This window comes from Helicobacter ibis (assembly GCF_027859255.1).
Taxonomy (GTDB): Bacteria; Campylobacterota; Campylobacteria; order Campylobacterales; family Helicobacteraceae; genus Helicobacter_D; species Helicobacter_D ibis.
This window is the reverse complement of sequence record NZ_JAQHXR010000007.1, coordinates 19,173-33,734: the sequence shown is the minus strand read 5'-3', so window position 1 is coordinate 33,734 and position 14,562 is coordinate 19,173. Positions and strand designations below refer to the sequence as shown.

The window sequence follows — 14,562 nt, the reverse complement described above, 5'->3', positions numbered from 1 at the left end:
ATAAGGAGTTGGTAAAGATGGATTAAAGAGGCTTTATAATGAGTAAGAAAGTTAATTGATGTGATAGAAATAGGTGATTATAAGAAAGCTATCAAGCCAATAGCCTCCAAACAATCTAAAGAGTATCCTAAATGCTACAACACAAAACTTCAAGCGTGAGCTAGAAAAGCTAAATATCTCATCAAATGCAATAAGCCAAGTCTTCAAAGAAATGGATAGAGAAAATAAAGAAGGATACAATGAAGCAATAAATATAGTGCTAAAAGACTTATATGAAGATTCTAAAGTAATGCTAGATAGAAGCAGATATGACAGCTTTAGAAAATTGCTTGATGAGAAAGGAGTAGCAAAGGTGTTTAATTCTCAAGGAGAAGAGTTAGCTAGGTATTGGTTTAGTTGGAAGATTGTAAATTAAAAAAGATAGAGTAGTTGCAATACAGAGACAAAAATATAAATCTCAATATAGAACTCATAAAAAAGCCAAAAAATATGTTTGAATATGTAATTTTCCATGAATTAGCACATCTAATTTACCCAAATCACTCTAAGGAATTTTTATCGTTATCTTACTTGCTATATGAGTGATTGGCAAAAAAGAAAAGAACTATTAGAAAAACTAGAAGTATAGTTTTATAAAAATGTGGCAAATAATTCCTCTATGCTACTCTTTTTATAGTTTTCAAAATCTTTAAAATCACTTATGCTTTTATTGTAGTAAAAAAGATAAATTTCGATTCTTTTTGACTATACAAAGCCAATAGCTCCCAAATACTCTTTTACAAATTCAATTTGTGCTCTTTGTGGGAGATTGTGTGCTTTTGCATACTTTTCTAAGCTTTTAGAATCTGCATTAAAAGCAAAGGTATAACGAACCTTGTGAGAAACTCCTTTAAATTTTGTATCCCCTGCAATCTTACCCTTTGTGCTAGAAGCAACCTCTACAAACCCCACAAACCATGATATCCCAGAGTTATCCCATTTGCTTAAGCCTGTTTTACCATAAATAGTATATTTTATCTTAATCACCTCTTGCTGTGCCTTTTTAGATACCGGTAGGCTAAGATTACTTAAGCTAGTAATAAGTTCTAATTGCTCTAATGCATTAATTTGCAAACTATCATCAAGCCAAAAATCATCGATATTCTTGCCAATCTTTTCATTTCCATAATGGAGCTTATACAGATAGCTTTGCATTTTCTCCCTACCAATCTTTCTTGCTAACTCTTTAAATGCAGGGACTTGTGAGATTTGCATACCGCTTTTAAGGCATGCATCACTTCTCCAAGCTTCCAAACTTACAGGCTTTCCATCATAGTGATAAAAAATATCCTCACTATCACGCATGATACCTAGATCAAGCCCAATAAGTGCATGATAAATTTTAAAAGTAGAGGCAGGCATATAACGCACTTTGGCTCTACTTGTATCATTGCTTATAAGCTTTCCTTGCATATTTATAATAATTGTGCCTTTGATATCATATTTGCTAAAAAGCTTTTGCAAAGTAGAGTTAGTTTGCAATTTATTTGTAGAATCTATATTTGTATTTGCATAGGCTATGCTAAAAAGCAGTAAAAAGATTAAAGAGAGTTTTTGTGTGGGATTCCTTATAGGTTTTGTTTGCACAATATAGCTACAAAATACTTTTATTATATTAATAAAATTAAATTTTATACTATGCAAAAAATTAGTATAACATGTTTAAGGTTTGATTAAATATTTAAAGTTAGAGAAATAAAGTGACAGAGTTAAAATATGAAATAAAAATAATTAAAGATTTTTGCATAAATAAATTTAAAAAGATATCAAATAGTGATAATGTTTCCTTTCTTCATGTTTTTTGGCGCAGAATTTAGAAATTTACACAAATAAAAAAGATGAAGAATATGACAAGGATACATTTTGCATATATAAAATGTTTGATATAAATATTTTGTGTGTCAAAAAGGAGAATTCTAAGGATTATATACCTAGTAAGTATTGTAGTTTCTATGAGACTACTAGGACAAATTACAATACTATATACATCAATAATAAAGATGAGCCCAAAATATCAGACAAAGAAATATCACAAAAGTTAAGAGGTAGTTTTACGCTAAAGATAGATTCGGATAATTGTTATGATAATCCTGATATTAGAGTTGTTTTTTCAGAGAAAGGCTTTTTGTTGCAAGACAATTATGGTGATCAAATAAATAAATTTGAATCTTCACTTATGATGTTTATATTATCACTAGCTTATCGTGAGAAAATAGAGAGTTTTTTGCATCGCACTGCAAATATTATAAACAATAAAAATCATAGCGATTTTATTAGCTTTAAAAAAGATTTTGATTATTTTAATTTGAAATATTTTTTAATAATCCAATATGTTATAACCATCAGCAAAAATATGCAATATGGAAAGTTTTGTTTAAATATTATGATATATCAATAAAGAAGTTAAAGTCTAACTAGAAAATCTGCTAGACATCTTATATATAGAGCAAAAAGAACAACAAGAAATAAAAGAAGCGACAAAAGAGGCAAAGCAAAAGAAGGTAGAGTTTATACTAATTGTTCTAGGATTTATCATTACCCTTGCTTCGCTAATTAGCACTTATAAGGATTTAAGTGAGCTTTTGGGTTAAAGGTAAGTTTATTAACTTTCAAAATCACTATTTTGTAGCGGTTCTCCCATGTTAATATTTTTTGTAGCTTTTTTGCCTAATATCTCGTGCATCATTTTTGGTGGTAGTCCATAGCCCGGTCTTATGGATTTTATATTGTCTCTTGTAAATGCTTCACCTTTTTTTATGTCTTTTATAGCAAAGAGTGATCTCATAAAGATTCGTCCATCAATTTGCTTTTGGCTTAATTCATAGCTCCCATTTCCTAGCAGTTCTTCTACTTCTTGAATCTTTTCTGTCATTTTTTTAAATTCATCTGGCTCTAGGCTAAATGTGCTATCTACGCCACCTAGATTCCTATCTAGTATGAAGTGTTTTTCAATTACCTTTGCACCTAGTGCTACTGCTGTTATTGGTGCAGTGATGCCTAGTGTGTGGTCTGATAGTCCGACTTTTATATTAAATTCTTTGAAATCTTCTTTTAGTTTTGGTATTAGCATTAGATTTGCTTCATTTAGTGGTGCTGGATATGAGCTTGTGCATTGAAGCAGGGTTATATCACTTACATTTTTGCAAACTTCTAGTGCGTCATGTATTTCTTCTTTTGTTGCTATTCCTTTTGAGATTATGATTGGTTTTTTGGTCTGCGCAATATATGAAATTAGTTCTAAATCAACTATCTCAAATGAAGCAATCTTGTAAATTGGATTATTTATAGATTCTAAAAAATCTACACCTTCTTTGCTAAATGGAGTAGAAAAGCACACCAATCCTAACTCATTTGCATAATCAAATAGCTCTCTGTGCCACTCCCATGGCGTCATGGCTTCTTTATATAATTCATAATAATTTCTATCATTCCATATAGTGCCTTTTATTTTAAAATAATCTAATTTTGAATCAATAGTCATGCATTGTGGTGTGTATGTTTGGAGTTTGATTGCTGAAGCACCAGAATCCTTGGCGGCTTTTATTGTTTTTAGTGCTAGATTCTTATCTTGATTGTGATTTGCTGATAATTCTGCTACCAAAAATGTGCTTGTCTGCATTTTTATCCTTTTGCAAAATAATTTTTATTAAGATTATAACTTAAAATTGTTACTAGGAATTGACTGATGTTTAAAAGAATGATTTTTATGGGGTTTGTGTTTGTTTTTAGTGGTTGCGATGTTGGTGAAGAAAAGCTAAAAGACATGGCAAAAGATTCAGGTATCACTGATGTGTTAAAAGATAGCTTAAATGAAGTAGATAAGTTCTTAGAGGATAATAAAACACAAGATTTTATAAACAATCAAATGGATAATTTAAAAAAGGGTATAGACAAGCTTGAATCTTATCTAGATTCAAATGCAACTAGCAAAAAAGATATGGAGACAATTTCTTTATAGTTACATATCTTCTTCTTTTAGTGCGGCTCTTGATTCCTCTCGCACTCTATCCATACCTATGTAAAATTCTTTCATCATTGATAAAAACAGATATTTTCCTTGCATTGTAGGGAAATAGCTATCGCCTTGTTTGTATATATTTTTGGTTAATTTTAAAAATAAAATTTCTTTAAATAAGTCTATCTCCATGTTTGAATTGTATTTTTCTTTGAATCTTTTTATATTTGCTTCTCCTCCAAATAGCTCTACCATTAGCCTATATTGCAGTCTTGCTTTTTTTGAATACTTTCTTTCTCTAGCTATTCCCATTTGTTTGTTTTGTATTTTTTGTGAGTATTCTTTTAGGGAGAATGTATTTACATAAAGTGTGCCATCTAAAAAGCTAAAAGAACCAGAACCTATACCTACATACTCATCGTTATCTACTACATATTCGTCAAAAATCTCTTTTTCTTTATATGAAAATGCCCAGCTAGATAGCTGTGTGAAGTCATCTTTCATGGTATCTAAAATTTGCTCATATAATCTTGCTTCATTATCTAGGCTGACTAATCCCATGGAACGCTTTATTGCACTTTTTACCGATGGTGATGACATTAGCGGATAGATTGATACTTGATTTGGTTTTAGATTCTTTATAGTTTGCAGGTCATAATCTAGCGTTTTTTCTGTTTGGTTTGGGAAGTTGAAAATTAAATCCACATTTAATGTAGGTAAGATTCCTATGGTGTTTTCTAGTCTTTTTATAATTTCATTGCCACTGCCAAACTTATCATATCTGCTTACTTTTTTTAAGATATTATCATCAAATGTTTGAACGCCTATTGATAGCCTATCCACAAGTCCTCTTAGGCTGTATAGCAAGTCTTTGTGCAGACTATTTGGGTCTCCCTCGCATGATACTTCTTTTATGCCAAATAATTTTCTTGCCAATTCTAGTGTTTTGCAAAGTTCATCTGGCAAAATAGCAGTAGTCCCTCCTCCTACATAAATTGAGCTAAAGTCATAGCCCAAGTCCTTTACCATTTGCATTTCTTCTCTTAATGACCTAAAATATGCTCTTGCCTTGTCTTCTTGGAATATGAATCTATTAAATGAACAATAAGTGCAAATAGTCGCACAAAATGGCACATGCATATATAAAAGATACTCTTTGTCTTTAGTCTTTTGTTCATTTGGAGGAGGTAGTTTTGTTAAATTTGTTTTTTGTAAATGTAAATAATTTTTTGTAGAAAAACGCATAATAGCGTCTATGAATCTTGTAGAAACATTGTTTTTTATCATAATCTCACCCACACCTAAAAATGTGGAATTATACGAAAAAACCTTGAAAAAAACTTTATAGTGGCAGTAGCACACAAGGTGCTACTAAGCCATTATATCAAGCTGTGAAGTTGGTGCAGATACTTGTGGAGCTTGTGGTGCTGGAGTTGCTTGTGTTTGCATGCTTGCGCTTGCACCTTGCATACCACTAAGTAGAGAATTCATTAAGTTCTCTTCTGTATCCATAGCCTTTTTCAATACGCTTAAATTTCCACTAGCCAATACCGAGCTGCTGTTGATTCCAGATATCATAACAGACTCCTTGTGTTAGTTTATGCATATCTTAATTGATATAGCACACTTATATATCGTCTTTTTTTGCAAAATTTTTAGGTAAAATTTAGTCTTTTATTTTTTTGCATAACGAGGCTTGTATGAAAATTTTGAAAATTATTTTGTATGTTGTTGTATTGTTGTTGGTTATGATTATTGGTGTTGTAGCATGGTTGTTTTCTGATAGTGGAAATAGATTTTTGAAAAACAAAATTACAGAAATTGCAAATAAAGAAGCACCAATAGGATTAGAATTTACACACTTTAAGCTTGATTTTGGTTCATATGCATTTGTGATTACAGACAATGCAGATTCCAAAATAGCTCTTAGTGGGGAGTTTGATATATTTTTAAATACAAAAGCCAAGCTAAATGCAATAGTAACAGACCTATCTCCTTATGAATCATTGCTTGGAATGAAGTTAAATGGCGGTTTAAGTTTTAATGGAGATATTGTTAAAGATTCTAGCAATATAGATGTAAAGGCAGAATTATTAGCGTTTAATAGTGTTATTAATGCTGATGTAAGTATGGTAGATTATAAGCCTAGTAGATTATTTGTAAATAGCAAAGATGGTATTAATATTGCTTCCCTTTTATACTTTTTAAACCAAAAGCAATATGCAACAGGACAGATTCTGCTAAATGCTGATATGGATATTTCGAATCTCCAAGCTCCAAGTGGAGGCTTTAATATCGCCTCACAAGCAATTAGACCAAATGTAGCACTCTTAGAATCTGATTTTGGTGTATCGCTACCAAAAGATGCGATAAAATTAGCCATACAAGGAGAGGCTAAAAATAGTGCTAATGGTGGGATTATAGTGTCTAATATTTTGGCTAGTTCGAGTTATTTGAATATAGATTCCAAAGGACTTACTTTAAGCTTGAATGATAATTCAACCAATGGAGTTATAAATGCATCATTGCAAAAGATAAAAGCAAGCGGTTTTTCTTTGAAAGATAAACTTGGCTTAGCTTTGACACTAAAATCAGATAAGATAAATAATCAACAAGCACTAATATCTATAAATGTAATTACAAATCCTATTTTGGTACACATTGAAATGCCAAATTATGCACCAAAAAACATCGTGCTAAGTGGCGAGAATCTGTCCTTAAAAGAGATTTTACACTTTGCATCGTTGCCATATGATGCAAAGGGAAATATAAACTTTGGCTCTACTATTAGTAATATCAATACAACAAATATGTCATATAAAATACAAGCAAATGTAAAAAGCAATATAGAATCTTTAGTATTTGATGAACTAAATTTGGCAGATAATAATTATTTTAATGCCGATATTAATGGTGATTCTAAAAAAATACAAGCAAATATTAGTAGCAATTTATTTGATTCAAAAATGGAAGCTAAGGCGAATTTAGAAAATTATGCACCAACTTTTGCAAATATAAATTTAAAGAATCTAAACTTACAAAAACTTGCAAAACTGCTAAATTACAATGCTAATGGCTTTTTAGATGCTAATGTTAATATCGATGATTTTACTAAATTAAATGGTAAGTTTGATATTTCCTCAAAGCAGATTAATATAACTAAAAGCACTCTAAATTCATTAAGTGGAATGGAGTTTAAAAAAGACATTTCTTTTAAGCTAGATGGAAGTGGCAAGTTTAACAATGGTAGTGGCAATGGAGAGATAGATATTAATGGGGATTCCATTGCTTTAAGTCTAAATGATATAGTAGCTGATATAAATAGCAATACTTATGGAGTTAATTTTAAATTCCATACTCCAAAAGTAGAAGATATAAATCCTCTAAAGATGAATCTAAATGGAAAACTAAGCCTAAGTGGTAAAGCTGGGCTTAGAGATAATATCCCTTATGCTTCTTTACAAAACAATGACTTTGGGACTTTAAATGTTGATTTTGAAAATGAAAAATTAAAGCTAGTGGGCGAGAATTTAGATGTCAAAAAATTAGCAGACTTTAGCGGAAATGGCAAGATTATAAAAGGTGGCAAATTAGATATGTTGGCTAATTTGGACATAAAAAGCAAAGATATGCTAAAGAATCTAAATGGAAATGTTCTGCTAAGAGGCGAGAAATTAGAGCTATATAGCATTGATATAGATGCTTTAGCAAATAGCTTTGATAGTGCTACTAATATTAATTTATATGATATTGGTGCTATGGTTGTAGCTGGTCCATTAGGATTTGTTGCTACTAAGGGAGGCTCAATAGGCAAGAATCTTGGTGGCATGATTGAAGGTAAAACGGCCATTAGAGAGCTAAATGCTGATTTTAATTTGAAAAATGGTGTTATGCATACTAGTGATGTTGCGTTTTCAACTGGCAAGACGAGGATTGCTGCACTTGGTGCTATTAATTTAAACACAGAAAGTTTTCAGAATTTTTCAATCGGGCTTTTAGATGATAAAAATTGTGCTAAATATGAACAAAAAATTAGCGGAACTTTGAGCAATCCTAAGTTTGAAGTTACAAAAAGCACGATAGAAAATGCACTAAGCGTTGCGGCTTCCTTATTTGATAAAATCAAAAAAGGTTCTGGCGATATTCTTAGAAAACCAAAGGAACAAAGCAATGAAAATTGCACACCATTTTATAGAGGCGTAGTAAAATAAGGAGATATATGAAGTTAATATCATGGAATGTAAATGGGCTTAGAGCGTGTATGAATAAAGGATTTATGGATTTTTTTAATGAAATTAATGCAGATATTTTTTGTATCCAAGAATCTAAAATGCAACAAGAGCAATCAACTTTTGAGTTTAATGGTTATTATGAGTTTTGGAATTGCGCTATAAAGAAGGGATATTCAGGTGTTAGCATCTTTAGCAAGATAAAACCTCTAAGCGTAGAATATGATATGGGCATTGAACATCATGATAAAGAGGGCAGAATCATAACTGCAGAGTATGATGGGTTTTTTTTGGTTAATGTATATACTCCAAATTCAAAACGAGAGCTAGAGAGATTGGATTATAGAATGGAGTGGGAAGATGATTTTAGGGTTTTTTTAAAGAATTTAGAGCTTAAAAAGCCTGTAATTGTGTGTGGGGACTTAAATGTAGCACACAAAGAAATCGACCTAAAAAACCCAAAAACAAACAGAAGAAACGCAGGATTTACCGATGAAGAGCGAGAGAAAATGAGTGTGCTTTTAGATTCTGGTTTTATTGATACTTATAGATATTTTTACCCCGATAGAGAGGGGGCATATAGCTGGTGGAGCTACATGGGTAAAGCAAGGGAGAATAACACTGGGTGGCGTATTGATTATTTTTTATGCTCAAATTCTCTAAGTAGTAAGCTAAAGAATGCAAGTATATATCCACATATTTATGGAAGCGATCATTGTCCTGTTGGATTGGAGCTAAATGTGTAGCGTAGATTTTGATAATCAAACTAACTTTAGCTTTAGTGATGAGTTTTTAGCCACAATACATAGAATCTTTTGTAGATTGTGTTCTGATTTATCGCTAGAGGATAAGACGTGTGAGCTATTAATAGTATCAAACCAAACAATACAAGAGCTAAATAGAGAATATAGACAAAAGGATATGGCAACTGATGTCTTATCATTTCCGCTTTTAGCAGAGGCTTCAGTGATTCTTGGGAGTATTGTTATATCGCTAGATTATGCTAGAAGTGGGGCAGAAAAGTTTGGACATAGCATAGAAGATGAGATTTTTATTTTATTTATTCATGGCGTTTTACACCTTTTAGGATATGACCACGAGGTTGATAATGGCGAACAAAGAGAGAAAGAAAAGGAGATTATAGAAACTTTCAATCTTCCTGCAAGTTTGATTGTGCGAGAAATGTAATGCTTGGTAAAACACATATTGCATTTGCACTTGGTGCTACTTCTAGTGTTGTTTATGTGGCTTCTTTAGGTGGTGCTTTATTGGATGTTGGCGAGGTTTCATTATTTTATTTGGCAGTTGCATTTGGGGCGTTATTACCAGATATAGATGAGCCAAACTCAACATTAGGGAGAAAAACGCTTGGAATTTCAAATATAATCAAGACCATTTTTGGGCATAGAGGCTTTACTCATAGTGCGTTTTGCGTGTTTTTCTTGTGTGCTATGTTGATATTTTTGTATGTATTGCTTGAAGTAGAGGTGTTTTTAAATTCTGTTAGTAGTTTTCTTGGAGAGTATGGGGTTACTTTATCTAGTGAGAGTGTATGGATTTTGTGTTTTGGGCTTGTTTGTGGATATGTCTTACACATAGCTGGAGATATGCTAACTATAAGCGGTGTGCCTATATTGCTACCATTTAGAACTAAGAGTTATTTTTTGCTTCCAAAGCCATTTAGGTTTAAAACTGGAGGTGTATTTGATTATATGATATGTGCTTTTAGTGTCGCGCTTTTTGGGTTTATAAACTTTAAAATATATGGCATAAATCTTGCTATAATCTAGGAAATAAGGGGGTTTATATGTTTGCTAAATTTGAGTCTACTAAAATATATACAGCACTTTTTATGCTTGTTGTTACAATTGTTGTTTTGTTTTTTCATAGCCCATTTTTGATTTTTAGTGTGCTTGGAATCTTATTTATCATTGGGTTTATTGAAGCATATAAGTTGTATGTCAAACAAACTGCTGGAATCTTGTTTATATCACTTGCGGTTATATCGTGGTTATCTATGTATGCACTAGAATCTATGGAGTTTATTTTTGTTGTATTGGTTGTATTAGCCTCTATACAAAGCTATACAAAAAGGGGCTCAATACAGCAAGCAATGCCATTTATATATCCTGCAATCCCATTTTGTTTTTTGTATTTTTTGTATATTGATTATTCTATATTTGCATTAGTGTGGCTTGTCGTAATTGTGGCTTTAACTGATAGTTTTGCGTATTTTGGCGGTAGGAGCTTTGGGGGGAAGTTTTTTGCCAATAAAGTCTTTTGTCAAACTTCGCCAAACAAAACAAAAGAAGGTGTGCTAATTGGTGTTTTAGTCTCTACATTTATAAGCACAATAGTTGGGCTTGGTTTGTGTGGGTTTTTTAGTGCTTTATTTATATCTTTTGTTGTTAGTGTGGCTAGTGTGTTTGGCGATTTGTATGAGAGTTATTTAAAAAGGCGTGCTGATGTTAAAGATAGTGGAAGTTTATTCCCCGGACATGGTGGTGTGCTAGATAGATTAGATGGATATTTCTTTGGCGGAATTATTCTTTACTTTTTGCTAAATGTATTGAAGGGATAGCATGATAGTGCTTGGTTCTACTGGATCAATAGGTGTTAATTCGTTAGAAATTGCAAAATTATTTAATATTGAAATAGAGGCATTATGTGCTGGTTATAATATCGAGCTATTAAATAAACAAATAAGAATCCATAATCCAAAAATAGTAGTAATTGCAGATAAAAATGATAAGGGCAAAATTATTAAGGAGTTTAATGGAAGGCTTTATTTTGGTATAGAAGGCGTATTAGAGTGCTTGGCTATCTCATCTAGCAGTCTTGTGATAAATGCTTTTGTTGGGACTTTTGGGTTGTTACCCACGATAGAAAGTATGAGGCAAAATAAGATTCTAGCTTTAGCTAATAAGGAATCTTTAGTGATTGGTGGTGCATTTTTGGATACTTCTAGGATTATCCCTATTGATAGTGAGCATTTTAGTATTGCTTATTTATTAAACAATCAGCTAATACAAGAGAGAAAAAAATTTAAAAAACTATATATCACTGCTAGTGGAGGGGCTTTTAGGGATACCCCATTAAATGAAATATGTGGCAAAAAGGCAATCCATGCACTAAAGCACCCTAATTGGAAAATGGGACAAAAAATCACAATAGATTCAGCTACTATGATGAATAAACTCTTTGAAATACTAGAGGCTTATTGGCTATTTAATAGCAAAAACTTAGATGCTTATATAGAGAGGAATTCCCATATACATGCATTAGTTGAGTTTTGGGACGGAAGTGTGGTGGCTCATTTTGCTAAGGCAAATATGCAGTTTCCAATTGCATATGCAATGGCTAAGGCTTTAAAATTAAGCGAAGATGAATTATCTAGTTTTTCTAATCATAGCTTTGTAGATTCTATTGATTTATTAAATGTTAATTACAAGCTAGAATCCATAGATACAAATAGATACAAAGTGTGGGGATTTAAAGAATTAATGCTTGATAATCCAAAGTTAGGTGTGGTTTTAAACGCGGCAAATGAAGTTGCAGTAAAGGCATTTTTGCAAGATATAATTCCATTTGGTCAAATATATAACATAGTCTCTTCTGCACTGGATAGATTCTGTGATGTAAAGCCAAGTAGCATAGAAGAGGTGCTTTTAATAAATGATGAGGTGGAATCTTTTGTTAGAGGGTTAATTGTGTGATTTAGCTTGGTTGTATTTTGGTTGCACTAATAGCGTTGTTAGTTACAATGTGGTAGCTTCAAAGTTATATTTGGAATCTTGCAAGCCCTTATATTAAGGGCTTGCAGTTTTTTAGAATCTATTTTGCTAATGGCCAAAATACCTTTGGTTCTTCACCGATTCTTGCCTCTCCATGATACATGCCTAGTGAATCTTTTGTCCATGCATAGCCTACATTCCCCTTTTTGTCTATGCTTATAATGCCGCCTGTGCCACCTATTTGTGCTACTTGCTTTATTGTTTCTTCTGCTGCTTTTTGTATTGGTAGATTTTTGTATTTATACAAAGATGATACCTCATGTGCTACAGATACTCTAATGTATATATCTCCAGTGCCTGTGCATGAAACTGCTACTGAATCGTTATTTGCATAGTTGCCAGAACCTATAATTGGTGAATCTCCAATTCTTCCAGTCATTTTATTTGTTGTGCCTCCTGTGCTAGTTCCTGCAGCTAGATTGCCATTTTTATCAAGTGCTATTGCACCAACAGTTCCTAGATATGGCTTTGCAAGATTGGCACTAGTTTTTTCATTATCACTATCAAGTAGAGTTTTTTGTGCCTTTTTTGCGTCTTGTAGTTGCTCATATCTATGCTTTGTGTAGAAATATTTTTGCTGAACCATTTCTAGCCCATTTGCTTTAGCAAGTTTATCAGCACCTTCACCAGCTATTAAAGTATGTGGAGTTTTATCCATTACAACTTTTGCTGCTTCTATTGGGTTTTTGATATGTCTAGCCATTGCTACTGCACCTGCATTTAGTGTTTTGCCGTCCATTATTGAAGCATCTAGTTCATTGAATCCATCAGAAGTAAATACAGCACCTTTCCCAGCATTAAAAATAGGACTATCCTCCATTATCTTTATTGCTGTAATTACTGCTTCTATAGATGTTCCACCATTTTCTAGTATTTTCTGCCCAGCTTTTAGTGATTCTTTCATCACTTTTTCTCTTGCTTCATAATCCTTTTGTGATAATTTTAGATTGCTTGTGCCACCATGTATTACTATTATTGGCTTAAAATTTTCTGCAATAGCAAAATTACTAAAAGAGATTCCGCATATGAAACATAATGCGATTTTTTTGATGTTTTTTAAATTCATTACCAACCTCCAAAACTAAAAATAAAAAACTCAAAATTATACCAAAACGAAAATAAGCAATATAGAAGTAAAAATTAAATGCTAGAAAATAATGGAAAGTGGCGGAACGGACGGGGCTCGAACCCGCGACCCCCTGCGTGACAGGCAGGTATTCTAACCAACTGAACTACCGCTCCATAAGTGGTGGTCGCTACAAGACTCGAACTTGTGACATCCACCTTGTAAGGGTGGCGCTCTACCAACTGAGCTAAGCGACCAAAAACTATATGAAATAAAAGTGGTGACTCCTAGGGGACTCGAACCCCTGTAGCCACCGTGAAAGGGTGGTATCCTAACCGCTAGATGAAGGAGCCACTTTTATTTATAGTGGTGACCCGCGTTGGATTCGAACCAACGGCCCATTCCTTAAAAGGGAATTGCTCTACCGACTGAGCTAGCGAGTCAAAATCAAAAAAGGAAAAAGAATTATATATTTAAAAAATTAAAAAGTCAATAGAAAATATCAAATTATAAAACTATTTAAGTTGTTTGATTTTAATATTAATGCTACAATGAAAGTTTATTTTATTTATACGGAGGGATTCTATGGGAAAGGTATTAGTGTTAAGACCAGAAGATGAAAATAAAGATGCCTATAAGAAAAATGGCAAACTTTGTGAGAAATTTTACATTAAAGAGATAGAGAAACTGCAAATTGAGCTAATCAAACTGCAAAATTGGGTAAAAAAATATAATAAAAAAATAATAGTGATATTGGAAGGTAGAGATGCGGCTGGTAAAGGTGGCACAATTAAAGCATTAACAGAACATCTAAATCCTAGAGGAGCGAGAGTTGTTGCATTGCAAAAGCCAAGTGATGTTGAAAAAACACAATGGTATTTTCAAAGATATATAAAAGAATTCCCAAATGGTGGCGAGATAGTGTTCTTTGATAGGAGCTGGTATAACAGAGCAGGTGTTGAGAGGGTTATGAATTTTTGCACAAATGACCAATATAGAGAATTTATTTTGCAAGCAACGCATTTGGAGCAAATGCTAATAGAGAGTGGATATTTGTTGTTTAAGTTTTTCTTAGATGTTGGTAAGATAGAACAAAAAAAGAGAATAGAATCAAGAAAAGATGAACCACTAAAGAAGTGGAAATTAAGCCCTATGGACGAGCTTTCTTTGAATCTTTGGGACGAATATACAGAGGCATTTGAAAAGATGTTTTCAAGAACTCATACACCTTTTGCTCCGTGGATGATTGTAGATTCTAATGATAAAAAAAGAGCCAGAATAAATCTAGCAAGAATCTTGCTATCAAAAATAGACTATGAAGATAAAGATGCAGAGAGTGTGTGTTTATTGGCAGATCCAGGTGTGGTGTCATATTATTCTAGTGTGAAGATGTTTTCTGAAGAGCCAGAAAAGAAAGAGAAGGCATCAAAAAAGAAGAGAAAGGATAAATAGTTAAATATTCTACAAATAGCAATCTTT

Annotated in this window: 15 protein-coding genes, 4 tRNA genes and 1 pseudogene; 11 read left to right on the top strand and 9 right to left on the bottom strand. The window is 32.5% G+C overall.

The features are described from left to right. Nucleotides 1–211: 211 nt before the first annotated feature. Both PF021_RS08185 and PF021_RS08670 read left to right on the top strand, forming a co-directional pair. Entirely contained in the window at nt 212–415 is a 204-nt protein-coding gene (locus tag PF021_RS08185; protein ID WP_271022000.1) for a hypothetical protein, read from the top strand. A gap of 35 nt (nt 416–450) precedes the next feature. Next, nucleotides 451–628 (top strand): annotated as a pseudogene (locus tag PF021_RS08670) (M48 metallopeptidase family protein); the annotation flags it as partial. A 116-nt stretch (nt 629–744) separates the two neighbouring features. Here PF021_RS08670 and PF021_RS08175 read toward each other — a convergent pair. Further along, nucleotides 745–1,611: a penicillin-binding transpeptidase domain-containing protein gene (locus PF021_RS08175; RefSeq protein ID WP_407081424.1), complete on the bottom strand. Its 867-nt coding sequence runs from the start codon at nt 1,609–1,611 to the stop codon at nt 745–747. 229 nt (nt 1,612–1,840) lie between these two features. Here PF021_RS08175 and PF021_RS08170 point away from each other — a divergent pair, with 229 nt between their 5' ends. Then, nucleotides 1,841–2,437 (top strand): hypothetical protein, encoded by a 597-nt coding sequence (locus PF021_RS08170; protein ID WP_271021997.1) that lies wholly within the window; start codon nt 1,841–1,843, stop codon nt 2,435–2,437. Nucleotides 2,438–2,641: 204 nt separating this feature from the next. On the opposite strand, the gene pseI is transcribed toward PF021_RS08170, so the two are convergent. After that, nucleotides 2,642–3,658, bottom strand: coding sequence for a pseudaminic acid synthase (gene pseI, locus PF021_RS08165; RefSeq protein ID WP_271021996.1), 1,017 nt, complete (start codon nt 3,656–3,658; stop codon nt 2,642–2,644). Nucleotides 3,659–3,724: 66 nt separating this feature from the next. On the opposite strand from pseI, the gene PF021_RS08160 reads away from it, so the two are divergent. After that, nucleotides 3,725–3,997 carry a hypothetical protein gene (locus PF021_RS08160; RefSeq protein ID WP_271021995.1) on the top strand — a complete coding sequence of 91 codons (273 nt, stop codon included), beginning with the start codon at nt 3,725–3,727 and terminating at the stop codon, nt 3,995–3,997. Here PF021_RS08160 and PF021_RS08155 read toward each other — a convergent pair whose 3' ends face one another. Together PF021_RS08155 and PF021_RS08150 are read right to left on the bottom strand one after the other, a co-directional pair. Then, a complete protein-coding gene (locus PF021_RS08155; RefSeq protein ID WP_271021994.1) occupies nt 3,998–5,281 on the bottom strand; it encodes a coproporphyrinogen III oxidase family protein in 1,284 nt (427 codons plus the stop codon). It lies immediately after the preceding gene. An 84-nt stretch (nt 5,282–5,365) separates the two neighbouring features. After that, nucleotides 5,366–5,572: a hypothetical protein gene (locus PF021_RS08150; protein WP_271021993.1), complete on the bottom strand. Its 207-nt coding sequence runs from the start codon at nt 5,570–5,572 to the stop codon at nt 5,366–5,368. A gap of 122 nt (nt 5,573–5,694) precedes the next feature. On the opposite strand from PF021_RS08150, the gene PF021_RS08145 reads away from it, so the two are divergent. Genes PF021_RS08145 through dxr form a run of 6 tightly spaced genes read left to right on the top strand, consistent with a single transcriptional unit; the run spans nt 5,695 to nt 11,939 of the window. Further along, nucleotides 5,695–8,205 carry a translocation/assembly module TamB domain-containing protein gene (locus PF021_RS08145; protein WP_271021992.1) on the top strand — a complete coding sequence of 837 codons (2,511 nt, stop codon included), beginning with the start codon at nt 5,695–5,697 and terminating at the stop codon, nt 8,203–8,205. Nucleotides 8,206–8,213: 8 nt separating this feature from the next. Then, nucleotides 8,214–8,969 (top strand): exodeoxyribonuclease III, encoded by a 756-nt coding sequence (locus PF021_RS08140; RefSeq protein ID WP_271021991.1) that lies wholly within the window; start codon nt 8,214–8,216, stop codon nt 8,967–8,969. Continuing rightward, nucleotides 8,962–9,411 (top strand): rRNA maturation RNase YbeY, encoded by a 450-nt coding sequence (gene ybeY, locus PF021_RS08135; RefSeq protein WP_271021990.1) that lies wholly within the window; start codon nt 8,962–8,964, stop codon nt 9,409–9,411. The genes PF021_RS08140 and ybeY overlap by 8 nt, the downstream gene beginning before the upstream one ends. Next, complete coding sequence (locus PF021_RS08130; protein ID WP_271021989.1) at nt 9,411–10,013, top strand: metal-dependent hydrolase; 603 nt, start codon at nt 9,411–9,413, stop codon at nt 10,011–10,013. Before ybeY ends, PF021_RS08130 begins: the two co-directional genes overlap by 1 nt. A 17-nt stretch (nt 10,014–10,030) precedes the next feature. Then, complete coding sequence (locus tag PF021_RS08125; RefSeq protein ID WP_271021988.1) at nt 10,031–10,804, top strand: phosphatidate cytidylyltransferase; 774 nt, start codon at nt 10,031–10,033, stop codon at nt 10,802–10,804. A gap of 1 nt (nt 10,805) precedes the next feature. Then, entirely contained in the window at nt 10,806–11,939 is a 1,134-nt protein-coding gene (dxr, locus tag PF021_RS08120; RefSeq protein ID WP_271021987.1) for a 1-deoxy-D-xylulose-5-phosphate reductoisomerase, read from the top strand. 118 nt (nt 11,940–12,057) lie between these two features. Here dxr and PF021_RS08115 read toward each other — a convergent pair whose 3' ends face one another. The 5 genes from PF021_RS08115 to PF021_RS08095 form a co-directional block, all read right to left on the bottom strand. After that, nucleotides 12,058–13,083, bottom strand: a complete 1,026-nt coding sequence (locus tag PF021_RS08115; protein ID WP_271021986.1) for an isoaspartyl peptidase/L-asparaginase family protein — start codon at nt 13,081–13,083, stop codon at nt 12,058–12,060. A gap of 99 nt (nt 13,084–13,182) precedes the next feature. Continuing rightward, nucleotides 13,183–13,259: transfer RNA gene (locus PF021_RS08110), tRNA-Asp, on the bottom strand. 5 nt (nt 13,260–13,264) lie between these two features. Next, nucleotides 13,265–13,340, bottom strand: a tRNA-Val gene (locus PF021_RS08105). Between the two features lie 21 nt (nt 13,341–13,361). After that, nucleotides 13,362–13,436, bottom strand: a tRNA-Glu gene (locus tag PF021_RS08100). A gap of 14 nt (nt 13,437–13,450) precedes the next feature. Continuing rightward, nucleotides 13,451–13,526: transfer RNA gene (locus tag PF021_RS08095), tRNA-Lys, on the bottom strand. Between the two features lie 142 nt (nt 13,527–13,668). On the opposite strand from PF021_RS08095, the gene ppk2 reads away from it, so the two are divergent. Beyond that, nucleotides 13,669–14,535: a polyphosphate kinase 2 gene (ppk2, locus tag PF021_RS08090; protein WP_271021985.1), complete on the top strand. Its 867-nt coding sequence runs from the start codon at nt 13,669–13,671 to the stop codon at nt 14,533–14,535. Nucleotides 14,536–14,562: the final 27 nt, after the last annotated feature.